Origin of the sequence: Helicobacter felis ATCC 49179 (assembly GCF_000200595.1) — a bacterium.
Lineage (GTDB): Bacteria > Campylobacterota > Campylobacteria > Campylobacterales > Helicobacteraceae > Helicobacter > Helicobacter felis.
Genome location: NC_014810.2, coordinates 1,204,237 through 1,226,109, shown reverse-complemented (window position 1 = coordinate 1,226,109; position 21,873 = coordinate 1,204,237). Strand labels below are relative to the sequence as shown.

Genomic DNA, 21,873 nt, shown 5'->3' with positions numbered 1-21,873 from the left:
CGCGAGTGCTTATGAAAGGTTGAGGATTGCATAAACCTATGGCGGACCTGCTATGATCATTGAGTTTGGAGGGTGAGCTAAGCTAAGAACATCTTTAACCCTGTAGCCAAGATTCCTCCCACAAAGGGGGCAAAGAAAGGAATCCAGCTATAAGAAAAATCCGCAGAAACCTTAAGGGGTAGGAGTGCTAGCACAATTCTAGGTCCCATGTCCCTTGCTGGGTTGATCGCATAGCCGGTTGTAGAACCCAAACTAAGCCCAATTGCCCACACTAGCAAAGCTACAGGCAACGCGCCAATACTACCTAGCCCGATTTTAGCATGCGCATCCTCAGCAATGGAAATTGAGGAATTGGCGATGTGCAACACCACAAAGACTAGCACAAACGCCCCCAAAGCCTCACTTAAAAAATTAGAAGCGTAGTTTCTAAGGGCAGGTTCTGTGCAAAAACACGCCCGCTTTGCGCCCTCATCTGTGGTGATTTTGAAGTGATCGTAATAAATGGCATAAACGAGCAACGCCCCTAGCATCGCCCCTACAAATTGCCCCACCAAGTAAAGCCACACACTCCCCCAAGAAACCTTGCCTAGTAGAGCTAAACTAATTGTGATAACCGGATTTAAATGCGCCCCGCTATGAGGACCAGCGACCACCACCCCTACAAACACTGCAAACCCCCACGCAGTTGTGATCACCATCCATTGAGCCGGTCCGCCCAAATTCCCGCACTTAGTGCCCTCCAAACAACACGCCGCGACCACGCCATTACCTAGCAAAATTAAAAGGGCTGTGCCCAAAATTTCATAGATAAGAATTTCCACATGTCCCCCTTAAGCTAGCCACGCTCTCACACCCTGAATAGCTTTTTGCCAAAAGTGCAACATTTCCTCCACCTTTGCCCTCTCAAGTTTGGGGTTGAAAGTTTGATTGATCGCCCACAAAGATTTGATTTCCTCTAAATCTTTATAAAAGCCCACTGCCAAGCCTGCCAAATAGCCCGCGCCCATCGCGGTGGTTTCGGTGTTTTGGGGACGGATAATGGGGGTGTTTAAAATATCTGCTTGGATTTGCATTAAAGAATCGCTCACACTCGCCCCCCCATCCACGCGAATTTCCCTAGAAGGGTGCCCAGCATCCTTTTCCATCTCTTTGATGATGTCATGCACCTGAAAGGCAATTCCCTCTAGGATCGCTCGTGCGATATGCCCATCTGTAGTCCCTCGACTGATCCCAAAAATGCCCCCTCTAGCATATTGATCCCAGTAAGGCGCGCCTAGTCCTGTGAGAGCAGGCACGCAGTAAACCCCGCCATTATCCTCCACCGTGGCGGCTAAATTATTAATATCTGCAGCGGTGCGAATCATTCTTGCTCCATCTCTTAGCCACTGGATTGCCGCTCCGCCTACAAACACGCCCCCCTCTAGGGCGTAATGGGTTTTACCCCCAATCTGCCAAGCGATCGTGCTTAAAAGGTGGTTTTGGCTAGTAACGGGGGTTTCTCCGGTGTGCATGAGTAAAAAACAACCCGTTCCATAAGTGCTTTTCACCATGCCCGGTTCCACGCACATTTGCCCAAAGAGCGCGGCTTGTTGATCCCCGGCAATGCCCGCAATTGGAATGGCACTCTCCACCCAGCGCGTGGCGGAATGCCCATAAATTTCACTCGAGGATTTGACTTCTGGTAGCAGGCTGGGGGGGATATTAAAGAGCTCTAGGAGCTCTCTATCCCACTGCAGAGTGTGGATATTATAAAGCATGGTGCGGCTCGCATTGCTCACATCACTCACATGCACCTTGCCCTTAGTGAGGTTATAGACTAACCAAGTATCTATGGTGCCAAAGCACAGATCCCCCTTTTCTGCTCTAAGCCGCGCTCCCTTGATATGATCTAAAAGCCAAGCAATTTTAGTGGCAGAAAAATAAGCATCGATCACTAGCCCCGTCTTGGCTTGAATCATAGAGGCGTGGGTTTTTTTAAGAGTTTCGCACAGATCGGCGGTGCGCCGATCCTGCCAAACAATGGCGTTATGAATGGGCTCGCCCGTGTGGCGATCCCATATAATGGTGGTTTCGCGTTGGTTAGTGATCCCAATGGCAGCAATTTGTTTAGCGTCTAAGCCCGCTTTGGCTAAAGCTTCCGTTAAAGTAGCAATCTGTGTTGCCCAAATTTCTTTAGCGTCATGTTCTACCCAGCCGGACTTAGGGAAAAATTGGCTAAAGGGTTTTTGCGCGATAGAGACCACCTGCCCTTGTTTGTTAAAAATGAGCGTCCTTGATGAGGTGGTGCCCTGATCTAAAGCCATGAGGTATTGTTGCATATTAATCCTTTGTGATGAGATGTGCCTTAGCCAAATCTTGGAAGCTTTGGATTTCTTGAGCGATTTTTGTTTGATCCCAGCCCAAATACTCCCCCATAAATTGCGCTACGCTAGGCGCGCTCTCATAAGCAGCTTTAGCGTCCAAGAATAAAAGGCGTATGCGCCTAGAAAGAACATCTTCTACACTCTGTGCCATTTCATGTTGGAGGGCATGCGACACTTGGGCAAAAGTGTAGGGGTAGTTGGGGTGGATTGGTTGGGCTAGGGTGGAGTTTTGAGCTTGGAAGTCTAAGATTTTGTGCGCATCCGTGCCATAGACGCGCAAATGCTCGGGGAGAGAATCTTGGCAGTAGCCATAAAGTTTTAGGGTTTTAGTGATACAGGGCTTGCTAGGCAAGAGTTGTTTTTGGATACAGGCATTTAAAGTTTCTTGAGCCATGTAGCGGTAAGTGGTCCATTTCCCTCCATTGATATGGACTAAATGGTTAGGGGAGATATAGATTTTATGATTGCGGGGGGCTTTTTTTGTCTCTGTATTGCCTGTAGCAATCAAGGGTCTAAGCCCTGCAAAGCAAGAGAGAATGTCTGATCTTTGTGGGGGGTTTTTTAAATAATCTTTCAGAGTGTCGAGCAAGAATTTTATCTCCTCTTCTAGGGGGAGGGGATTATCTTTAACTTCTTGAATGGGGGTGTCTGTGGTGCCTACTACGAGCTTATCATGCCAGGGAATGGCAAAAAGCACCCTGCCATCGGAGGTTTTAGGAATGATCAAGGCGTTGTCTGTGGGCAAAAATTTACGATCGAAGACCAAATGCACGCCCTGACTGGGGGTGATGTGGTTTTCCTGTGTGCTGGGGTCCATTTTGTTAATGGGGTTGGTAAAAACGCCCGTAGCGTTGATCACCACCTTGGCGCGCAGGGTGTAAGTTTTAGCACAAATGTTATCGCGTGCCACCACCCCACAAATTTTTTGATGATCATCTTGGAGAAGTTTTAGCACCTCCATGTAATTAATGAGAGTAGCCCCATGGGCATGCGCGCTTAGAGCTAGGGTGATTCCTAGCCGCGCGTCATCAAATTGCCCATCATAGTAGCGCACTCCACTAGTAAGCTTATTTTCTAGGATAGCTGGCAGAGCCAAGCGGGCTTTTTCTTGGGAGAGGATACTACTAGGTTTGGGGTTTAACTTGCCTGCCATTAGAGCATAAATTTTAAGACCAAAACCATAAAAGAGGGTTTGTAAAAAATTTGCACAAGGGATAATAAACGCCTGAGAGCGGCACAGATGAGGGGCGTTTTGAATAAGATAATTTCTTTCATGTAAAGCCTCATAGACCAGCGAAAAATTTCCCTGAGCCAAATAGCGCACCCCTCCATGCAATAATTTAGTCGAGCGGCTAGAAGTCCCATGCGTAAAATCCTTGCGCTCCAAGAGCAGAGTTTTATAGCCCCTCGTGGTGCTATCTAGGGCGATTCCTAGTCCAGTTGCCCCGCCCCCAATAATGATCACATCCCATAAATCTTTATTAAGATGATTTAGCTGATCAGTGCGTTGCATGTTATTCCTTTTAAGATTTTAAGGTGCGTTTACCCTGTGTGTTGATGGTTTTGCCTAAGCTATCAAAATATTCTAGGTAGGCGATGAGAAATTTACGCGAGAGAGGGAGGCGTGTTTTTAAAAGGGCAATGTCTAAATAGCCATGATTTTTTAGAAGTTGCTCCATCAATGCTAAAACCTCTTGTAAAACCCCGTAAGCCACAAACACATTATGACACAAGCGCACAATTTTACGGGCATGGCAGAGAGATTTGAGCGCGCTATCCCCAACCACGCGATCGATGTTCAATAAGTCGTAGAGATTGTAGGGAGCTTGGGGGGCGTATTTAGCCTGCTCAATGTGTTTATAAAGCGTGTCTTGCACTTTTGTTTGCGCCTGCTTGAGTGGCACGCCTTTGCGCACCCAAAGCCCTCCGGATTTCTCTAAAAAATGGGCTTTTTGTAGGGCTTCAAAAGCTAGGGTAGCTAGGTGTGCGCTGATATGACTATGCATAGCGCATAAGCCCTTGACACTCAAAAGAGCATAAGGGTTATGGCTATAAATCTCATGGATTTTGCGCTTGAGGTTTTCTAGGGCGGTGTCAGGATAGAGCACCATCGCTTGAGAATCTAAAATCGCGTGAGGGATTTCTTTGGCAATTTCTAGGGCTTGGGCGTGGTTGCGCCCAAAGCGTTGCAAGCAAGAGAGAAGTCCAAAACCCTTTTTGTGTGCTTGGCTTAGTAGACTAAAAGCCTCAGTCCAATTTTGCACCGCCAACGCCTGAAGTAAAGCGATTTTAAGGGGTTTTTTGAGCGGATCGATAATGGGGTTTAACACTAACGCGCCTCCCCACACCCGCCCAGAGCAACTTAAAATCAAACGATCGTAAAAACAGGCAAAAACTTTTAAATTAAAAATAAGAGTAGCAAAAGGGGGGCTTAAAAGTAAAACCTTAGCGTTGCATTTGAGCGTGCCTAATTGCACCTGCACCTCTTGATTATGCTTGAGCGCGGGGGCGTTTTTGGGCGGTAAGAGTTGCACATCTAACGCACTAAAACCACGCAACACTCCTTTTTGACTTAAGAACATGCCTACTTGTATTTCTGTAATTTTCACATCGCCTAGCAACAGGGCGGCGCGTTGGTGGGCATGCGCTTGGGCTACCTCAACGCCGTGTTGGTGTAGGGCTTTGATACGAATCGCTTTTTCTAAAGCGGGGATATAAGCCACTTGCCCGGTTTTAATCTCTCCACCTAGCAAGGTCCCACTCACAGCTACACCCCGTCCTGCCACCACAAACACGCGATCGATATAAAGTCTAAAGAGGTCTTTAAGCGCGTTATCTTGGGTTTGTTTAGAGAATGGATGAGTTAGCAAGAAGTTTTTGAGCACTTCAAGACTACTAGGATCGTAAATACTGCATTTAAAAAGTCCTAGAGTGTTTAGCTGGTATTCTTCAAGCGCGCTAGAAATGGCTTTTTCTAACTCTTGGGTTTGAGGACAGCGATCTATTTTGCTGATCACTACAAGTACAGGGATACGCAGGATAGACAGCACCAATAAATGCTCCAAAGTCTGCGCCTTAATGCCCTCTAGGGCATCGACCACCAATAGAGCCAAATCTAGGGCAAAACTCCCAGAAATCATGGTCGCTACCAAACTTTGATGCCCCGGGACATCTACAAATCCTAAGGTGCGCTGCGCCCCTCTAAGATGGCTAAAGCTTAGATCAATGGTCATCCCTCTCTCTTGCTCTTGGGTGCTCGTGTCCCCCTCAAACCCGCTCAAAGCTTTGATCAGCGCGCTTTTGCCATGGTCAACATGCCCACACACCCCTAATAAAAAATACGCCTCCTTTACAGCCACGCTACTCGACTTGTGGGGGTTCACCATCATTGGGGGCGACTTTGGGGGGTTTTTTATGTTGTTTGTGTTTTTTGGTAGGGGTTGTGGGATTAGTGGGGCACTGACAACAACCACTCAATAACAACAGCACTAAGCCCAAAGAAAGTAATTTGCTCATGTTTTCTCCTTAAAAGAGATGAATCCTAGCATTTTCATGGCAATTTTGACTAAACTTTCGCACTCACCTTTTTTAACACCCACCAAAGACCTATGAGCAACATACCAACACCCACAGGCACAAGGTAGGCATACCCACTTAGAGTATCGGCCAAACGACTCACCCACGCGCTAGCATAAAAGGCCACTAGACCTACAAGACAGGCCCAAAGCACGCACGCTAACGCATTTAACAGCGCAAACTTTTTTAGATCATATTTGCTAAAACCAATGGCTAGGGGTAAAGCACTCTTGATCCCATAAATATATTTATTACCCAAAATCAACCACACCCCATACTTTTGCAACCATATATGCACGAGGGCGAATTTACGCCGGTGTTTAGAAAAATAAACATAGAAGCCTTTTTTTTGGGTGCGCACCAACAAAGCCAACCCCATACTCCCTACAAAATTGCCCACGCCCGCCACAAGAATACTCATAGTAATATTCATCGCTCCCATAGAACTCAAAATAGCAGCGGCCACAATCCCCACATAGCCACTTCCTAAAGAATAGACAAAGAGCAAGAGATACCCCCAAGTGGAAAATAGATGTTGGAAATGCATAATGCTCTCTTGCATGTGTCCCCTTGATCTTTTTGGCTATAATATAGCACATACAAGGAGTTCACATGACAAATGGATATTATGACGCTACTGGGGGGATGGTTACAGAGTTTAACCGCTTGGATCAAATTTCAAACAACTTGGCCAACCTTAACACCAATGGATTTAAACGCGATGATGTTGTGGTGGGAGATTTTTTACACCTCTATCAAAACTACCGCGATCAACTGCCCCTACAGGATCAAACAAAACAGGCGGCAAAGTACTTAAACAGGAATCTTAATCGTGTGCCTATCATTAGCGAACGCTATACAGATTACAGCCTAGGGGCTGTGCAAAAAACAGATGGTGATTTGGATTTTGCTCTAAGCGATCCCAATGCCTATTTTGCCGTGCAAACTCCTCAGGGCATCGCTTTTACCCGTGATGGGAGCTTTACCATCGATTCGCAAGGGTTTTTAAGTACTAAAGAGGGTTACCATGTCTTGAGTCGCGAGGGGCTTGAGAGCGGGGGAGGGATTCAGATGTTACCCGGGGCGCGTGTGAGTGTGGGCAATAGTGGGGCAGTCTTTTTTCATGATGGTAATGAAGAGGTGCCCGGGGGCAATATCGCTGTGGTAGGGTTTCAGAGCCAAAAACTACTAAAAAAAATTGGGAATAATTTATACACCTACCCTCAAGAGAGAATGGCTGAAAGAGTGGAATTGAACGCGCCCATCGTGCATCAAGGATTTTTAGAAAAGAGCAATGTTAACGCCGTGCGCGAAATGACTCGCCTTATTGAGGCTAATCGTTTGGTAGACATGTATTCTAAAGTTTTACGCACTCATATGGATGACATGCACGCAGAGGCGATCAGTAAATTAGCCACGCGGGCTTAAAATAAATAAACTTCGCCCGATTTTTGCCTCCATGTTTACAAAAAGGAGTTTTTATGCGCACCTTAAAAACTTTAAGTCTTTTAGGGGCTTTAGTGGGGGGGTTGCAAGCAGAAAAGAGCGCGTTCTTTGTAGGAGCTATGTATGAAATGGGAGGGACCTCCTTTAGAGCGAAAGTATTAGGGCAGAGCAAGACAGGTGCTATCATACCTAAGAATGCTATCACACAAGGAGTTGGGGTGCATGTGGGCTACAACCAACTTTTTGGACAAAAGGGTTGGATAGGCTTGCGCTATTATGGCTTTTACAATTGGGGGATCACTGATTTTGGCAAAATTGTTTACAATAATGATGTGGCGTTCACTAATAATAGCTTCAATCTCTCGGCTTATGGGGTGGGCTTGGACTTGCTCATCAATCTGATCAATGCGGATGAATTTAGTCTGGGTGTTTTTGGAGGAATAGCAGTGGGAGCTAATACTTGGTGGACAGTCAAGGGTGGTAGTAATCCCCAAACAAAATTCCAATGGCTGTTTAATGGTGGGGTGCGCGCCGTCTTAACAAAATATCATGGGATTGAAGTAGGTTTCAAAGTCCCTATGTTGAACGCAAACTATACAGAATATTTCAACGGCGCAGAGGTTAATGAGAGTGTGATTCGCCTTAAACGCGATTGGGCGTTCACAGTAGCCTATTACCTTTTATTCTAATGTTTTTAAGATTTTGGCATGTTCTAATCCTTTTGGGACTAGGAATGGGTGTTGGGGTGGTGTTCTTTGCTGGGGCAGGGGTTGCTCCCATTATTTTTAAATCCGGTCTGCTCTCACAGGGGGATGCAGGGGTGCTCATGGGGCGTATTTTTGTGCGCGCTAACGCATTTTTGAACGCCTTAGGCGTGTTACTAGGCCTAGATAGCTTGTATCTTTTGCTCAAACGATCTAGACAGTCTTTGCTTGCACTCTCGGGTTTACTAAGCACAGCTTTGATCGCGCTATTTAGTTTCTATTACACCCCGCATATTTTGCACGCTCAAGCCATAGGCGCAACCACGACACAGGCCTTTGCCCAGATGCACGCACAAAGCGAGATTCTTTTTAAAGTTCTGCTTGTTCTGCTCTGCGCCAACTTTATAGGGCATGTATGGCGGCCTTAGCTGATATGCTTGAAACTAGCTACCAAGTTTTCGATCAAAAGATTGAAGCCATCTACCAAGATAAAAACTAGAATTTTAAAGGGCAAGGAGATCATCACAGGGGGGAGCATCATCATCCCCATTGCCATTAAAATGGAACTGACCACCATATCAATCACCAAAAAAGGCAGATAGAGTAAAAATCCGATCTGAAAAGCGGTTTTGAGCTCACTGATCATAAAAGCGGGCACTAAGACACTCAAGGGCACGCTATTAACATCTTTAGGATTTTCTAAGTTACGGATTCTAAAAAAGAGGGCCAAATCTTTTTCGCGCGTGTTTTTGAGCATAAACTCCTTAAAAGGCACTACCCCCCTCTCAAAAGCTTGCGTGTAGGAAATTTTTTCGGCCAAATAGGGCTTAATGGCGATCTTGTAACTTTTCTTAGCAGTGGGCTCCATAATGAAAAAAGTAAGGATCAAGGCTAAAGAAACTAGAATTTGTGTAGGCGGGGTTTGTTGCGTGCCCAAGGCGGTGCGCAAGAAAGAAAAGACCACAATCAGGCGGATGAAACTTGTCATTGTTAGCACCAAAGAGGGTGCTAAGACTAAGAGCGTGAGCACTAAGACAACATTTAGAGTAGTAACTAATTGTGTGGGTGTGTGCGGCGCGCTCAAAGATAAATCAATCGTAGGAATCACTGGGTCTTTGGGGAATTCTACCCCTCCAAGTCCTAGAGCTAAAATTAAAAGCCCTAACACTAATCTTAATAACAATGCGCACCTCGTTTTTATGAATCCCAAAGTATAGTGCATTTGTGTTAAAATCGCTTAAAAGGACATCTATGGCTCTCTCTATTGTGATTTTAGCTGCAGGCAAGGGCACGCGCATGCGCTCTAATGTGCCCAAAGTCTTGCATAAAATTTGCGGGCGTGAAATGCTCTTTTGGGTGCTCGATGCCGCTCTAGATTTGAGCGATGATGTGCATGTCATCTTGCAACACCAACACGCTCTCATTACAGAAAAGATTCAACACGCCTTTAACCACACAAATATTTCTTTGCATTTGCAAGATTTGCGCTTTCCGGGCACGGGGGGAGCTTTAATGGATACACATAAAAACCCCATCTCCACCAAATACGAACAGGTGCTTGTATTGAATGCGGATATGCCCTTGATCACCCAAGAATCCCTAAAACCCTTTTTAGAGATTAAAAACACCAATGCATTGGGGGTTTTTCATCTAGATCAGCCTGCAGGTTATGGGCGTGTGGTGCTAGAAGATGGGCGCGCAGTAGCCATTGTAGAAGAGAAGGATGCGGATACGCAAACCTTGAGTGTCCCTACCTTAAATGCAGGTGTTTATCTTTTTAGGCAAGAGTTTTTGCGCGCGTTTTTGCCCCAACTAGACAACCATAACGCACAGCAAGAATATTATTTAACGCAGCTGGTAGGTTTGGGGGGGGGAGATTTTACACCCATCTTTGTCAATCCTGCGTATTTTATGGGAGTGAACTCTCAGAGCCAGCGCGCACAGGCTGAAGAGGCGATGCTTCATCGCCTAAGAGAGGGTGCAATGGAGGCGGGGGTGTGCATGCAACTCCCCCACACCATTTATTTAGAAAAGGGGGTTAGTTTTGAGGGGGCTTGTGTGTTAGAGCAGGGGGTGCGGCTTGTGGGAAAATGCCATTTGAAAAATGCCCACATCAAGGCGCATAGCGTGATTGAAAATAGCGTGATTGAAAATAGCACCATAGGACCTCTAGCCCACACACGCCCGGGCTCTGAGATTATCAATAGCCATGTGGGTAATTTTGTGGAGACCAAACAAGCCAAATTGAACGGTGTCAAAGCCGGGCACTTGAGCTATTTGGGAGATTGTAGTATTGATCGGGGGAGCAATGTAGGCGCGGGCGTGATCACTTGCAATTATGATGGCAAGGCCAAACACAAAACCATTATTGGGCAGAATGTTTTTATTGGAAGCGATACCCAGCTCATCGCTCCTTTAAATATCCCCTCTAATGTCTTAATAGGGGCTGGGAGCACTATCACGACTAATATGCAAGAGGGCGATCTAGTTTTGAGCCGCACACCTCAAACTAACAAAGCGCAGGGGTATTTTAAGTTTTTCAAGCTTTAGTTAAGGGGTTTTAGAAGAGAGAGGATCGTTTTCAAAGCCCCCTCCTCCCTTGAGGGACCTAACCACCAGAAAGACCGAAGGGCTACTTGTTGCCTTTGTATTCCGGATGGTTTGGGTTGAGCTGGTTAGCGCGGTTATTTTGCGCATCTCTATAGGCTTGATTGTTCGGGTTGCACTGATTAGAGTGGTGATCCCGTTCGCTTTTGCTTTGTGCCATCGTTTTCTCCTTTCTATTAAGATGTTGTTATGCTAGCATATACATATGTATATTAAAAGTGTTGTTGTAAGTGCTTAAACTCTCCTTTATCTGAAGTGCGTTAAAATCGCGTGTCCTTTGCGACAAATCTACACACACCCATACTTAAGGTCTTCGGTCGGGTGTGGTGGCAAACTTTAAGGAGCAATAATGATCACAATGAAAGACTTATTAGAATGCGGGGTGCATTTTGGCCACCAAACAAGGCGTTGGAATCCTAAAACCAAACGCTTTATCTTTGGGGTGCGTAAAAACATCCACATCATCGACTTGCAAAAAACTTTGCGTTATTTCCGCTATACCTATAACATAGTACGGGATGCAAGCTCTGAGGGCAAAACTATCATGTTTGTAGGCACTAAAAAACAAGCCAGCGATGCACTCAAAGAATACGCAATGCAGGTCAATGTCCCCTATGTCAATTACCGCTGGCTAGGTGGAATGCTCACCAACTTTAGCACGATCCGTAAATCCGTGCGCAAACTAGAAATCATGGAAGACATGGAAACTAGCGGACAGATCGATCTGCTCACTAAAAAAGAGAAATTAATGATCTTGCGTAAAAAAGAGAAACTTGAAAAGTATCTAGGCGGAGTGCGCCACATGAAACAAATGCCTGACATGATGTTTGTAGTGGATGTGGTGAAAGAAAAAATCGCCGTGGCTGAGGCGCGCCGTTTGGGCATTCCCATCATCGCTCCCCTAGATACCAATTGCGATCCTGATTTGGTAGACTACCCCATCCCCGGCAATGATGATGCGATTCGCTCTATCCGCCTCTTTTGTAAAGAAATGGCTGAAGCGATTACAGAGGGTCGGGAACTTGTAGGCCGTTCTGAGGAATCTCAAGAAATGATGCCAGTGAGTGATGAGGAACGCATCGAGGTCTTAGAAGAATTACATCAAGAAGAGCAGGGAGAAGTCCATGAGTCAAATTAGTGCTGCACAGGTTAAACAACTTCGCGAGATCACCGATGCGCCCATGATGGATTGCAAAAAAGCCTTAGTAGAGTGCGGAGGGGATTTAGAAAAAGCTATTGAACATCTACGCCAAAAGGGTTTGAGCAAAGCGGTTAAAAAGGCTGATCGCGTGGCTTCTGAGGGAGTGATCGCCCTAGAGGTAGATACCAAACAAGCCACTATGTTAGAAATCAATAGCGAAACAGATTTTGTAGCCAAAAACGATCACTTTAAAGCATTAGTGGCTAAGAGTTTGGAGGTAGCTAAAGGTCAAGGGGTAGAGAGTGTAGAATCGCTCTATCAAGCCTCTGTAGAGGGGCAAACCTATGAAAGTTATCTACACGGCGCAATCGCTAAAATTGGAGAAAATATCGTAGTGCGTCGTTTAACCCATGAGAGTGCCAAAGAAAACGAAGCCTTAAATGGTTATTTGCATGCTAATCACCGGGTTGGAACAATCATTAAAATCACCCACACTAACCCGGCTAACACCGATAAACTGCGCGAATTAGCCCGCCAAATCGCCATGCATGCCGCTGCGATGAAACCCGTTGTTTTAGATCACCACGCCTTCACTCCAGAGTTTATCGCTCAGGAAAAATTAGCCCTAGTGGCTGAATTGGAAAAAGAAAACGAAGAGGCTAAACGCTTGGGTAAACCTCTTAAACATATTCCTACCTTTGTGAGCCACGCTGAGTTAACCCAAGAAGTGCTAAGCCAACAAGAGGAAGCCTATAAAAAAGAGCTCAAAGAGCAGGGCAAGCCGGAAAAAATCTTTGATAAGATCATTCCGGGCAAAATGGAGCGCTTTATTGCTGACAACACTCTTTTAGATCAACGCCTCACTCTGCTAGGGCAGTTTTTTGTGATGGATGATAAAAAGACCATCGCGCAGGTTTTAAAGGAGAAGGGAGCAGAGCTACAGGACACTTTAAGCATTAGTGCTTATGTGCGTTTTGAAGTGGGCGAGGGGATTGAGAAAAAAAGCGAAGATTTTGCAGCCGAAGTGGCTGCACAGATGGGTCATGAATAACCATTTATTCACCTCTGAGTCGGTTACTGAGGGGCATCCGGATAAAATGGCCGATCAGATCAGCGATGCCATTTTAGACTACATTATTGAGCGCGACCCGCATGCACGCGTGGCGTGCGAAACCTTGCTATCCAATGGCTTTTGCGTGATTGCAGGCGAACTTAAAACTAAAATTTATGCCCCCATGCAAGAGATCGCGCGCGCAGTGGTGCGCGACATCGGCTACACAGACGCGCTTTATGGTTTTGATTACCGCAGTGCGGCTGTGCTCAATGCGATTGGTGAGCAAAGCCCAGATATTAATCAGGGTGTAGATCGCGCCGATGGAGAAGTGGGTGCTGGCGATCAAGGCTTGATGTTTGGTTACGCCTGCAATGAAACCCCTTCTTATATGCCTCTACCCATTTATTTAGCCCACTCTATCACTTCTAGTTTGGCCCAAGCGCGCAAAAGCGCGACCCTGCCTTTTTTGCGCCCCGATGGCAAGGCGCAGGTTACAATCCGCTATGAAGATGGAAAACCTGTGGGGGTGCATACTATCGTGGTGTCTACCCAACATTCTCCTGAGGTGGATCAAAAGCATCTCAGAGAAGCCGTGATCGAGGAAATTGTCTACAAAGTGCTCCCTAAAGAGTTTCTTAATGATAATATCATCTACCACATCAACCCCACGGGTAAATTTGTGATTGGCGGGCCACAGGGAGATGCGGGTTTGACAGGGCGTAAAATCATTGTAGACACTTATGGGGGAAGTTGTCCGCATGGGGGCGGGGCCTTTAGTGGCAAAGACCCCTCTAAGGTGGATCGTAGCGCGGCCTATATGGCGCGTTATATTGCCAAAAATTTAGTAGCTAGCGGGGTTTGTGCTAAGGCAACTATCCAGCTTGCTTACGCCATTGGGGTTATTGAGCCAGTTTCTGTCTATGTGAACACGCATGGCACAAGTAAATATAGTCCTCAGGAATTAGAGGCCTGCGTGCGCGCCCTTTTTAAGCTCACTCCCAAGGGAATTATCCAAAGCCTCGATCTCTTGCGCCCTATTTATCGCCAAACGGCTGCTTATGGGCATTTTGGACGCGAGGGCTTTAGTTGGGAGCAACTAGACAAGGTAAAAGCTATTCAAGAGTATTTTAAACACTAAGGAGATCCTATGTTGTCTTTAGAAAAATTTCATTCTCTCTTGCAACGCCGTTTTGCATGCAAAAAATTTGACCCTAGCCGCCCGGTGGCTAAGGAAGTGCTTGAAGAAGTGCTCAAAGCCGCTTGGTTGGCCCCTAGTTCTTATAACACCCAGCCTTGGGAGTTTTTGGTTTTACAAGGCACGCATAAAGATGCCCTCCTGCCCCATGTGGGCTACAACGCGCAGATGATTCAAGATGCCAGCGCATTAGTGGTGGTGGGCTATATGCACTCTAGTATGCTCAAAGCTGATTATTTTGCCAGCTTTTGCCCCCCCTCTTATTTGGAGCGCATTGGCGATGGGGTGAATATTTTGCTTAAAGAGAGATTGCAGGGGGATTCAAAGCTCATTGATGGGTATTTAAAAGAGCAATGCTATATCGCTGTAGGGCAAATGTGTCTAGCAGCCACACTTTTGGGGGTGGATACTTGCATTATTGGCGGTTTTGATCCCCAGGGGGTTAAACAGGCATTGAGCACCTTTATTAACCCTCCCAAAATTGCCTGCCTAGTTGCGCTGGGCAAGGGAGCGATGCCTCCCACCCCTAAAGCGCGTAAGCCTAAGGGGAGCGCGATTCGGTGGCTCTAAAATACGCCCTTATTTTGCTTTTGCTAAGTCTGAGTGCTTGCTCTGATCAGCATAAGAAAAAAGAGAGCCCTCCCCAAGAGGTCGCGCCAAAAACTAAGGAAGTCCCCACAACATGGGAGTTTGTCGATCAAAAAGGTCAGGCGAGTGTCCTCAAACACACCCCAAAAGGGTTAGAGCTTCAAGGGGTATCCAACCAACCCATTTTTATACTATTCTTGAGTTTAGAGCCAAAGTTTGTTCCCTATAGTGCTCTGTTAAAGCATTTGCAGAGTAATTTTAAAGGCGTGAGTTTTGTTGCTGTGTTAGACAAACCCTATAAGCAAGAAGCTATTGATGCCTATCTCAAAGCCCACACGCCTAAATTTACTTTGCTCAACCCCAAAGACAATTTAGATTCATTGCGTGTGAGTTTGGGTTGTGCGCAGTGGAAACTCCCCTATTTTTTCCTCTATAAATCTGATGGCACTTTATATCAGAGCTATCACGGCGCAGTGGTTGAGGAGATGCTAGCTAAAGATATTCAAGACCTACTTAGCACCAACACTACGAAGAAAGAATGATGTTTAACTTTTTCAAAAAGACGATTCAAAATGTCGCCTCTTTGCTCAAAACTAAGGACGCGACTTTTAGTAAAGAGGAGATGGAGGAAATTTTAATCGGCTTTGATGTGCAATTTGACCTCGTGGAAAAGCTCTTAGAACACCTGCCCGAGCAAATCAAACGCAACCACTTAGAAGTCGCCCTCATGCGCTTTTTACGCAAAGAGAGTTATTACGATCAAGTGCGCTTCAAACCCGTTGACACCAAACCCTTAGTGTCTTTAATCTTGGGGGTGAATGGGGCGGGCAAGACGACCACGATTGCTAAACTAGCTAAAAAGCACCTACTCAACAAGCAGAAAGTTTTGCTAGGGGCGGGGGACACCTTTAGAGCTGCGGCCGTCAAACAACTCCAACTTTGGGGCGAGAAATTGCAACTAGAGGTGATTAGTGCAGGGCAAAATAGCGATCCTAGCGCGTTAGCTTACAACACCATTGAGGCGGGGATCGCGCGGGGGGTGGATCAAATCATCATCGACACGGCCGGGCGTTTGCACAACCAAACCAATCTAAAAAACGAGCTGTTAAAAATCTCTAGGGTGTGTAGCAAGGCACTAAATAACGCTCCTTATTATAAAATCTTAATATTAGATGGCACTCAGGGCAGTTCGGCACTCGAGCAGGCTAAGATTTTTCATGAAAGCTTAGAGCTGGACGGGGTGATTGTTACTAAGCTAGATGGCACGAGCAAGGGGGGGTGTATTTTGAGCATTCTTTATGAGTTGCAACTGCCCATTTTATACTTGGGCGTGGGGGAGAAAGAAAACGATTTAATCCCTTTTGAGGAAATGGAGTATGTCAAAAGCCTGCTAGATGCGATCTTTAAAGATGGGCAAGAAGTCTAGGGTTTTTGAGTGCCAACATTGCGGGTTTGTCAGTCCTAAATGGCTGGGCAAGTGCAATAATTGCAACCAGTGGGAGAGTTTTGTTGAGATCAGCCCCAAAGAGCTAGAAAACCTCAAACCCCTTAAAAATACCCCCAAACTCTCAGCTATCTCTATTAGCCAAGTGCAGCAAGAGAGTATCAGCACCTTTAGCTCCACGCAAAAAGAATTAGACATCGTGCTAGGTGGGGGGATTGTGCCCGGGGGACTGTATCTCATCGGGGGGGCTCCGGGGGTGGGCAAAAGCACGCTGTTATTAAAGGTGGCAGGCGGGCTAGCTAGCACGGGTTTGAGCGTGCTGTATGTGAGCGGGGAGGAGAGCGCAGGGCAGATTCGCCTAAGAGCGGACCGGCTTGCTTGCGTGCAAGAAAAGTTGTATTTACTCAATGAAATTGATTTAGACACGATCAAGGCGCATTTACTCGGGACTAATTACGCCGTCTGTGTGATCGACTCGATTCAAACCCTCTATTCTAGTGCGGTAAGCTCGGCTCCCGGATCGATCTCTCAGATAAGAGAAATCACCTTTGATCTGATGCGCCTAGCCAAGCAAGAGCAAATCGCCATTTTTATCATCGGGCACATCACCAAAGAGGGCTCGATTGCTGGACCTCGAGTTTTAGAGCACATGGTCGATGCCGTGCTTTATTTTGAGGGCGATCCTAGCAGAGAATTACGCATTTTACGCAGTTTTAAAAACCGCTTTGGAGCAACTAGCGAGGTGGGTATTTTTGAAATGCACACAGAGGGGCTGATGAGTGCTAAAGAAGCGTCTAAACTCTTTTTCTCCCAACAGCAAAGTTTGGCAGGGAGTGCTTTAAGTGTGGTGCTAGAGGGCTCGCGCGCGCTCATTTTAGAAATTCAAGCTTTGGTGTGTGAGAGTTCTTTAGCTAATCCCAAACGCCTAGCCACTAGCTTTGATACCAACCGGCTGCACATGCTCTTAGCTTTGCTAGAGAAAAAGCTAGAGATTCCGCTCAATCGTTACGATGTCTTTATCAATGTGTCCGGGGGGATAAAAATTAGTGAAACCAGCGCAGATTTAGCCGTGATCGCGAGCATACTCTCTAGCTTTAGAAATCGTCCCATTAGCAATAAAACCGCCTTTATTGGGGAGGTGGGGCTCACTGGCTCGGTGCAAGAAGTGCCTAATTTAAATGTGCGCCTTAAAGAAATGGAGAACTACGGCTTTTTAAAGGCGATTGTGCCCAAAAAGCCCAATTTAAAAACCTCTATTGCTTGCTATGAAGCTAAGGATGTGTCCCAAATCATTGAGTGGATGTGAATCAAAGTTTTTAAAGAATAAAATTTTTGTTGTGCAGTGGTCATCACTTTGGAACTGTTGTCTTGGGACGGACAATCTGTTTCCCCCGGGCAATATTGGAACTTAAAACTGCCACCAAATTCTCCATCGTGTAAGTAATGAGTTTGGCGGTATAGGGAGTTAACACACCCCATACCATATTTTTCCACTTAAGCAGAGTTGGAATAGGAGTTATGGGCGTGGTATTGGTAACAATATCTAAGAAATTAGAGCAATAAAACAAAAACTGCATCGATCTTTAGTCGGGGACTTTTAGAATCTCTGCACTTTAATATATAGTTCTAGGTTGCATCTAGCTCTCTAGGTTTAAAGCATCTCCTGAATTTTGTCTACTACGCTTTGGAGTTCTTTAAAGACATCCTGCCCCGAATTAAGATTAATAGGAATGCGTTGGGGTGCTTGCTTGTCTTCAATGTGCTCTAGGATGATTGTAGAGGTTTGGCTATTGGCAAAAATGGCAAAACCATTGAATACAAATTGGCGCACTTGCCTGCCATTTTCATAGGGTTCTAAGTTTTTAATTTTGCGTTTCAAACAACAATAGAGCGCATAGCCCAACAAATCGACTGCCTTTTCTGAATACTTTTTGACAAGCAAAAGGTAGGCTTTTTTTAACTTGCTATCATTAAAAAAATAGATTCGTCCACACTCTTTGCCCACTTCTGCATTGATAAAGCCAAACAATTCTTCTTGTTGGAGCAAGAGTTGCTCCCACCAAAATCTTTCTGTAAGCGACCAAGAAACCTCTAAAAGCTCTTGCCCTTGCTGTGAAATGTAGCTCTGTAGTATGTCTTGCATTTTTTCGTGCAATGTTCCTTGTGCGATATTTAAAAGGTTGTCTAAGAGTTTATGAAAGGAATGCTTTGGATATTTTTGGGGTTTAAAAGGTGCTTTTTCAAACAGCTTAAAGACAATTTGACGGTGGCGGAACATCCCCGTTCCATAGCGGTTGCCAAAAAATTGATTGGTGCTTGTAATGGAATAATCTCCAAAACACAACAGGGCTCTTTGGAACAAGCTAAGCGGATATGCGTCATTGATAAAAAACTTATCTAAAATCTCCATTGTGAGCGTGGCATAGTCTGTAAATTTTTGCAGATTTTCCTGCCCATCTATCTTGCTAAACTCCAGCAAAAAGCCCACATAACCCACCAAATAGGCATGGTTGCTTGTTCGATCTAAAATGTTTTCCCATGCCCCATCACTACAAATAAGTTGTGCTTTGCGTTGTTCTAGGCCAAAAAGTCCATGGAAGGTTTGTTTTTTAGTATTGGCCAAAAAGGCATGAAAGCCCTCTTTATGCGTTACACCCTTAGCAATGGCTTGAAAAAGACCAGCAAAACCACGGAGATCGGCAATATAAAGAAAGCTGTTTTCAATGAAATGCTTACACACCCTAGCGTAATCTTTTACATCCTTATCTAAAACCCCTTCTTGATAGACTTGGCTTAGGGCTAAGAGAGCAAAGAAATAAGCGATCTTTTTGTTCTCTAGTTTAGGCTCTTGGTTCTTTGGGGTTTTGCTCTTTTCTCCCTGTGCTTCAAAAAAGCTAGGGTCATTTATTGTTAGCAACTTTAATTCTAGGTATTTTTCCTGATTCTTGGCATTTTCTTTGCATTTTGACAATAAATCAATGGTTTGCCCCAAGACTTCTAAATTTTTCTCTTCTTGTAAAAATCGATACCAATTACCCTCATCAATACTGCGATCAGTAGAAAAAATTTTATCAAGATATTTATCTTGGTCGAAATCTCGATCTTGCAAGGCAAAAAAGGCATTAGCATAGTGTAAAAAGTGAAAAAAGCGTTGATCAAAAGCCTCTGCCTTGTCGCTTTCAAAAAAGTAATTGCTCCAGTGGTTATCCAACGCTAAAAGCCATTCATAGGCAATATCAGCCTGCTCCATAAAAGCCTTAAGGTTTTCAAACTTACTGAGCAACTTACCCCTTGCATTGAGCTTGATATACAACTCTTCACCCAGCTTAAACTCTTCCATATTGATCACATCAAAAGAGATGTTAGGGAGTCTGCTAATGTAGCGATCTAGGCTTGCCCCCTTATCTTTAAGGTGATCATAGATGAGATCGAGCATGTGGATCATCGCCTTAATGGTAGGGTCGTTTTCTAAGTCGCTCACATCCCCAAAAGAGCCTTCATATTGACTGATCACCTCGCTGGGCTGTTGCACCCACTCAAAATCTTCCTCTAAGAGTTTTCTGCAAAATTCTTTGGAGCTCTCTCTGGCGTGGTAGGTGAAATGACTCAGTTGCCCTTTAATCTCTTCGAGGCGATGGGCTTGTTTGTATAAAAGAAAATGCAAGAGCCATAGAGTGGTTACGCGTTGTTGGCCATCGATGAGCTTAAACACAGAGCCATCCTCATAACCATAGACTAAATCAAGATGCAAAGTCTTTTTTGTGCCCTCTAAAACTTCAAAAAGAGCCTTTAAAAATTTGTATGCGATGTCTATTTGGGATTTTCGCCCCTGTGCGTAATCTCTTTGGAGCATGGGTACTTCGACATACTCTACTTGTGCGTTCTTTAAAAATTTAAAGTCTAAAAACTCTAAAAAGGTGGCTGCTCCATTCATTGTTGCACCCCTTCATCTTCGATATATGCCTTAAGACGTTTTCTGATTTCTTCTAAGTAATCCTCTTGATCCTCTTTGGTGAATATATCCAGACTGCGACGCTCCGGTTTTGAAAACTCTTTGAAAAAGACCATTCTAGTGCCAATAGGAATAAGTTTTTGTTGGTCGTCCAGTTCTCTAATTTTTTCTTGCTTTTTGCTAAAAATGAGATTACCCAATGCGCTATTGGAACTTTTATCCAGCAAGGTGAGGTTTTGTAAAAGGTGTAATTTCCCATCCTCTAAAAATGCCTCATCGATTTTTTTAAGCAATCCTCTCTTCTCCAAGTGTTTAGAAAAATTTTCTAAGGACGGTGGTTTTTTTAAGAATTTTTTAATCTCCTCTTTGAGAGCTCCCTCTTCAAGGTGTTTTTCGACTTCTTTTAACCATTCTATGATCCTATATTTTAAGGACTCTTGGATGTCTCCCTCTAGCTCCTTTTGTGCCACTACGCTTTCTGAGTTTTGAGCATAGACATGTTCTAGAGTCCATTGTTCTAGCACAAAGCGGTTAAACTGGAAATATCCCACATCCTTAGCAATGTGGCATTCCATGTTAAAGAGCAAGAGGAGGGCTAATAACGTCCGCTTGTCATTATCTTCGTTATAGCTTAAAACTTCGCGTCTCTCTATATTAGACCGCATGCGGTTTTTGATTTGCTCAAAAAGATAAGCTGCTAAGGCTTTTTTAGGAAGTTTGATGGTTTGATCATCCTTGATTTGCACCCATTTTTTATACAAGGAGGCGATACTAACTCCCTCATAGATCAAAAACCCCACATAGTGAAAAATCTTTTTATCATCCACATCTGCGCTTGTTTTTCTCCTAGCCCAACCATTCAAGCTATCAATTGCCTTTTCTAGTTTGCTCCACTCCTCTCCCATAGATTTATCTTTATATTTTTGATAAAAATAATCAAACAATGCGCCTTGCTTTTGTGGAGTATTAACAGGTGCAATGGCTTTTAAATAGATTACAATTCTTTGGAGATCGTCAGACAGAGTGGGCTTTTCACCCTCTATAATCTGCCGACTATCCACGCTCGCTAAAACACAATAAACAAAATCCCGATCATCTCTTGCTTTTTTCTCTGCCTCGTACCATTTTTTGGCTCGTTTTGCTACCTCTTTTTCTGCGTGCGATCCCTTGGGTTGGGCCAAAAACAACGCCTTGATATTTTCCGCCTCTTCTAAGGGAATTTTCCCGCTATTGAGGCGCACAAAGACCTCTTTTTCCTCATCTATGCTTTCATGCCATAGCACTTTGCACCTATTAAGTAGAGTGCTTAAAAATTCTTGTTTTTTTACATGATCTGTCTGTTCAAAAAACCTCTCAATAGTCTCATAAGCCATTTTAAAATGGTAAAAATCGATATTAAGATTTTTCTCTTGCTTAGATCGCCTTGCAATATCGTGCAAAAACTCAAAACTCTTCTCTCTTGTCTCATAGACAAGAGAGAATAAATCTTTGTTGTCAAGATATTTAACGATTAGAAAAATCGTGGTGAGGCGTTGTTGCCCATCGATGACATGATAGATTTCATCCACTGCCCGAACCACAATAGGTTGCAGGCTATAAAATTCCTCCTGTTTGCTCTCTTGGATAAAATCTACAATATCCTCAAGCAAGGTTTTAACTTCTTTTTCACTCCAGCGATACCCTCTTTGATAAGCAGGGATTTTAAAAGTAAGTCCGGTCAAATCACTCACGGAACACAAGCCATTGGTTTGCATTAAACCTCCATCCTACGCTTTTCAATGTCAAAGTTGCATTCTAGTACAA

Annotated in this window: 22 protein-coding genes; 11 read left to right on the top strand and 11 right to left on the bottom strand. The window is 44.7% G+C overall.

Translation table 11 applies throughout. The annotated features are described in order from the left end of the window. Positions 1 to 77 precede the first annotated feature (77 nt). From HFELIS_RS06230 to HFELIS_RS06210, 6 genes are read right to left on the bottom strand one after another with little or no spacing between them, the layout of a single operon-like run. On the bottom strand, positions 78 to 821 hold the full coding sequence (locus tag HFELIS_RS06230) for an MIP/aquaporin family protein (protein WP_013469696.1): 744 nt from the start codon (positions 819 to 821) through the stop codon (positions 78 to 80). Between the two features lie 9 nt (positions 822 to 830). Further along, a complete protein-coding gene (gene glpK / locus HFELIS_RS06225; protein WP_013469695.1) occupies positions 831 to 2,318 on the bottom strand; it encodes a glycerol kinase GlpK in 1,488 nt (495 codons plus the stop codon). Between the two features lies 1 nt (position 2,319). After that, positions 2,320 to 3,876: a glycerol-3-phosphate dehydrogenase/oxidase gene (locus HFELIS_RS06220; RefSeq protein WP_013469694.1), complete on the bottom strand. Its 1,557-nt coding sequence runs from the start codon at positions 3,874 to 3,876 to the stop codon at positions 2,320 to 2,322. Positions 3,877 to 3,886: 10 nt separating this feature from the next. Then, a complete protein-coding gene (gene selB, locus HFELIS_RS06215) occupies positions 3,887 to 5,722 on the bottom strand; it encodes a selenocysteine-specific translation elongation factor (RefSeq protein WP_041302862.1) in 1,836 nt (611 codons plus the stop codon). Between the two features lies 1 nt (position 5,723). Continuing rightward, entirely contained in the window at positions 5,724 to 5,879 is a 156-nt protein-coding gene (locus tag HFELIS_RS09060) for a hypothetical protein (protein ID WP_013469692.1), read from the bottom strand. 49 nt (positions 5,880 to 5,928) lie between these two features. Then, positions 5,929 to 6,501 carry a DedA family protein gene (locus HFELIS_RS06210; RefSeq protein WP_013469691.1) on the bottom strand — a complete coding sequence of 191 codons (573 nt, stop codon included), beginning with the start codon at positions 6,499 to 6,501 and terminating at the stop codon, positions 5,929 to 5,931. 50 nt (positions 6,502 to 6,551) lie between these two features. Between HFELIS_RS06210 and HFELIS_RS06205 the strand changes: the two genes are divergently transcribed. Genes HFELIS_RS06205 through HFELIS_RS06195 form a run of 3 tightly spaced genes read left to right on the top strand, consistent with a single transcriptional unit; the run spans position 6,552 to position 8,517 of the window. Beyond that, on the top strand, positions 6,552 to 7,367 hold the full coding sequence (locus HFELIS_RS06205; RefSeq protein ID WP_013469690.1) for a flagellar hook-basal body protein: 816 nt from the start codon (positions 6,552 to 6,554) through the stop codon (positions 7,365 to 7,367). Positions 7,368 to 7,420: 53 nt separating this feature from the next. Next, a complete protein-coding gene (locus HFELIS_RS08785) occupies positions 7,421 to 8,074 on the top strand; it encodes an outer membrane protein (protein WP_013469689.1) in 654 nt (217 codons plus the stop codon). 44 nt (positions 8,075 to 8,118) lie between these two features. Then, complete coding sequence (locus HFELIS_RS06195) at positions 8,119 to 8,517, top strand: DUF4149 domain-containing protein (RefSeq protein ID WP_013469688.1); 399 nt, start codon at positions 8,119 to 8,121, stop codon at positions 8,515 to 8,517. Here HFELIS_RS06195 and fliP read toward each other — a convergent pair. Next, positions 8,514 to 9,272, bottom strand: coding sequence for a flagellar type III secretion system pore protein FliP (gene fliP, locus HFELIS_RS06190; RefSeq protein WP_013469687.1), 759 nt, complete (start codon positions 9,270 to 9,272; stop codon positions 8,514 to 8,516). The two genes, HFELIS_RS06195 and fliP, sit on opposite strands and share 4 nt — an antisense overlap. A 68-nt stretch (positions 9,273 to 9,340) precedes the next feature. Here fliP and glmU point away from each other — a divergent pair, with 68 nt between their 5' ends. Continuing rightward, positions 9,341 to 10,639, top strand: coding sequence for a bifunctional UDP-N-acetylglucosamine diphosphorylase/glucosamine-1-phosphate N-acetyltransferase GlmU (gene glmU, locus HFELIS_RS06185; protein ID WP_013469686.1), 1,299 nt, complete (start codon positions 9,341 to 9,343; stop codon positions 10,637 to 10,639). An 82-nt stretch (positions 10,640 to 10,721) separates the two neighbouring features. On the opposite strand, the gene HFELIS_RS09510 is transcribed toward glmU, so the two are convergent. Then, complete coding sequence (locus HFELIS_RS09510; protein WP_013469685.1) at positions 10,722 to 10,856, bottom strand: hypothetical protein; 135 nt, start codon at positions 10,854 to 10,856, stop codon at positions 10,722 to 10,724. 189 nt (positions 10,857 to 11,045) lie between these two features. On the opposite strand from HFELIS_RS09510, the gene rpsB reads away from it, so the two are divergent. The 7 genes from rpsB to radA are packed head-to-tail and all read left to right on the top strand — an operon-like array spanning position 11,046 to position 17,424. After that, positions 11,046 to 11,834, top strand: a complete 789-nt coding sequence (rpsB, locus tag HFELIS_RS06180; protein ID WP_013469684.1) for a 30S ribosomal protein S2 — start codon at positions 11,046 to 11,048, stop codon at positions 11,832 to 11,834. Next, on the top strand, positions 11,821 to 12,888 hold the full coding sequence (tsf, locus tag HFELIS_RS06175; protein ID WP_013469683.1) for a translation elongation factor Ts: 1,068 nt from the start codon (positions 11,821 to 11,823) through the stop codon (positions 12,886 to 12,888). Before rpsB ends, tsf begins: the two co-directional genes overlap by 14 nt. Beyond that, positions 12,881 to 14,029, top strand: coding sequence for a methionine adenosyltransferase (gene metK, locus HFELIS_RS06170; RefSeq protein WP_013469682.1), 1,149 nt, complete (start codon positions 12,881 to 12,883; stop codon positions 14,027 to 14,029). Before tsf ends, metK begins: the two co-directional genes overlap by 8 nt. Before the next feature lie 9 nt (positions 14,030 to 14,038). Beyond that, entirely contained in the window at positions 14,039 to 14,656 is a 618-nt protein-coding gene (locus tag HFELIS_RS06165; protein WP_013469681.1) for an NAD(P)H-dependent oxidoreductase, read from the top strand. Next, a complete protein-coding gene (locus tag HFELIS_RS09360) occupies positions 14,647 to 15,216 on the top strand; it encodes a TlpA family protein disulfide reductase (protein WP_013469680.1) in 570 nt (189 codons plus the stop codon). The genes HFELIS_RS06165 and HFELIS_RS09360 overlap by 10 nt, the downstream gene beginning before the upstream one ends. Then, entirely contained in the window at positions 15,216 to 16,100 is an 885-nt protein-coding gene (ftsY, locus tag HFELIS_RS06155) for a signal recognition particle-docking protein FtsY (RefSeq protein ID WP_041302858.1), read from the top strand. The genes HFELIS_RS09360 and ftsY overlap by 1 nt, the downstream gene beginning before the upstream one ends. Next, positions 16,084 to 17,424 (top strand): DNA repair protein RadA, encoded by a 1,341-nt coding sequence (gene radA, locus HFELIS_RS06150; RefSeq protein WP_013469678.1) that lies wholly within the window; start codon positions 16,084 to 16,086, stop codon positions 17,422 to 17,424. Before ftsY ends, radA begins: the two co-directional genes overlap by 17 nt. Positions 17,425 to 17,467: 43 nt before the next feature. Here radA and HFELIS_RS06145 read toward each other — a convergent pair whose 3' ends face one another. From HFELIS_RS06145 to HFELIS_RS06135, 3 genes are all read right to left on the bottom strand, one after another. Beyond that, complete coding sequence (locus HFELIS_RS06145) at positions 17,468 to 17,695, bottom strand: hypothetical protein (RefSeq protein WP_013469677.1); 228 nt, start codon at positions 17,693 to 17,695, stop codon at positions 17,468 to 17,470. A gap of 74 nt (positions 17,696 to 17,769) precedes the next feature. Then, positions 17,770 to 20,052: a GmrSD restriction endonuclease domain-containing protein gene (locus tag HFELIS_RS06140; protein ID WP_013469676.1), complete on the bottom strand. Its 2,283-nt coding sequence runs from the start codon at positions 20,050 to 20,052 to the stop codon at positions 17,770 to 17,772. Beyond that, the gene (locus tag HFELIS_RS06135) at positions 20,049 to 21,824 is read right to left on the bottom strand and encodes a DUF262 domain-containing protein (RefSeq protein ID WP_013469675.1); all 1,776 of its coding nucleotides are present in this window, start codon (positions 21,822 to 21,824) and stop codon (positions 20,049 to 20,051) included. Before HFELIS_RS06135 ends, HFELIS_RS06140 begins: the two co-directional genes overlap by 4 nt. Between the last annotated feature and the right edge of the window lie 49 nt (positions 21,825 to 21,873).

What these genes read in the sequence shown, in the direction of transcription:
- glpK (WP_013469695.1), bottom strand. Translation starts at nt 2,318, where the DNA reads ATGCAACAATACCTCATGGCTTTAGATCAGGGCACCACCTCATCAAGG.
- HFELIS_RS06220 (WP_013469694.1), bottom strand. Translation starts at nt 3,876, where the DNA reads ATGCAACGCACTGATCAGCTAAATCATCTTAATAAAGATTTATGGGAT.
- HFELIS_RS09060 (WP_013469692.1), bottom strand. Translation starts at nt 5,879, where the DNA reads ATGAGCAAATTACTTTCTTTGGGCTTAGTGCTGTTGTTATTGAGTGGT.
- HFELIS_RS06210 (WP_013469691.1), bottom strand. Translation starts at nt 6,501, where the DNA reads ATGCAAGAGAGCATTATGCATTTCCAACATCTATTTTCCACTTGGGGG.
- HFELIS_RS06205 (WP_013469690.1), top strand. Translation starts at nt 6,552, where the DNA reads ATGACAAATGGATATTATGACGCTACTGGGGGGATGGTTACAGAGTTT.
- HFELIS_RS08785 (WP_013469689.1), top strand. Translation starts at nt 7,421, where the DNA reads ATGCGCACCTTAAAAACTTTAAGTCTTTTAGGGGCTTTAGTGGGGGGG.
- HFELIS_RS06195 (WP_013469688.1), top strand. Translation starts at nt 8,119, where the DNA reads ATGGGTGTTGGGGTGGTGTTCTTTGCTGGGGCAGGGGTTGCTCCCATT.
- glmU (WP_013469686.1), top strand. Translation starts at nt 9,341, where the DNA reads ATGGCTCTCTCTATTGTGATTTTAGCTGCAGGCAAGGGCACGCGCATG.
- HFELIS_RS09510 (WP_013469685.1), bottom strand. Translation starts at nt 10,856, where the DNA reads ATGGCACAAAGCAAAAGCGAACGGGATCACCACTCTAATCAGTGCAAC.
- rpsB (WP_013469684.1), top strand. Translation starts at nt 11,046, where the DNA reads ATGATCACAATGAAAGACTTATTAGAATGCGGGGTGCATTTTGGCCAC.
- tsf (WP_013469683.1), top strand. Translation starts at nt 11,821, where the DNA reads ATGAGTCAAATTAGTGCTGCACAGGTTAAACAACTTCGCGAGATCACC.
- metK (WP_013469682.1), top strand. Translation starts at nt 12,881, where the DNA reads ATGAATAACCATTTATTCACCTCTGAGTCGGTTACTGAGGGGCATCCG.
- HFELIS_RS06165 (WP_013469681.1), top strand. Translation starts at nt 14,039, where the DNA reads ATGTTGTCTTTAGAAAAATTTCATTCTCTCTTGCAACGCCGTTTTGCA.
- ftsY (WP_041302858.1), top strand. Translation starts at nt 15,216, where the DNA reads ATGTTTAACTTTTTCAAAAAGACGATTCAAAATGTCGCCTCTTTGCTC.
- radA (WP_013469678.1), top strand. Translation starts at nt 16,084, where the DNA reads ATGGGCAAGAAGTCTAGGGTTTTTGAGTGCCAACATTGCGGGTTTGTC.
- HFELIS_RS06145 (WP_013469677.1), bottom strand. Translation starts at nt 17,695, where the DNA reads ATGCAGTTTTTGTTTTATTGCTCTAATTTCTTAGATATTGTTACCAAT.
- HFELIS_RS06140 (WP_013469676.1), bottom strand. Translation starts at nt 20,052, where the DNA reads ATGAATGGAGCAGCCACCTTTTTAGAGTTTTTAGACTTTAAATTTTTA.
- HFELIS_RS06135 (WP_013469675.1), bottom strand. Translation starts at nt 21,824, where the DNA reads ATGCAAACCAATGGCTTGTGTTCCGTGAGTGATTTGACCGGACTTACT.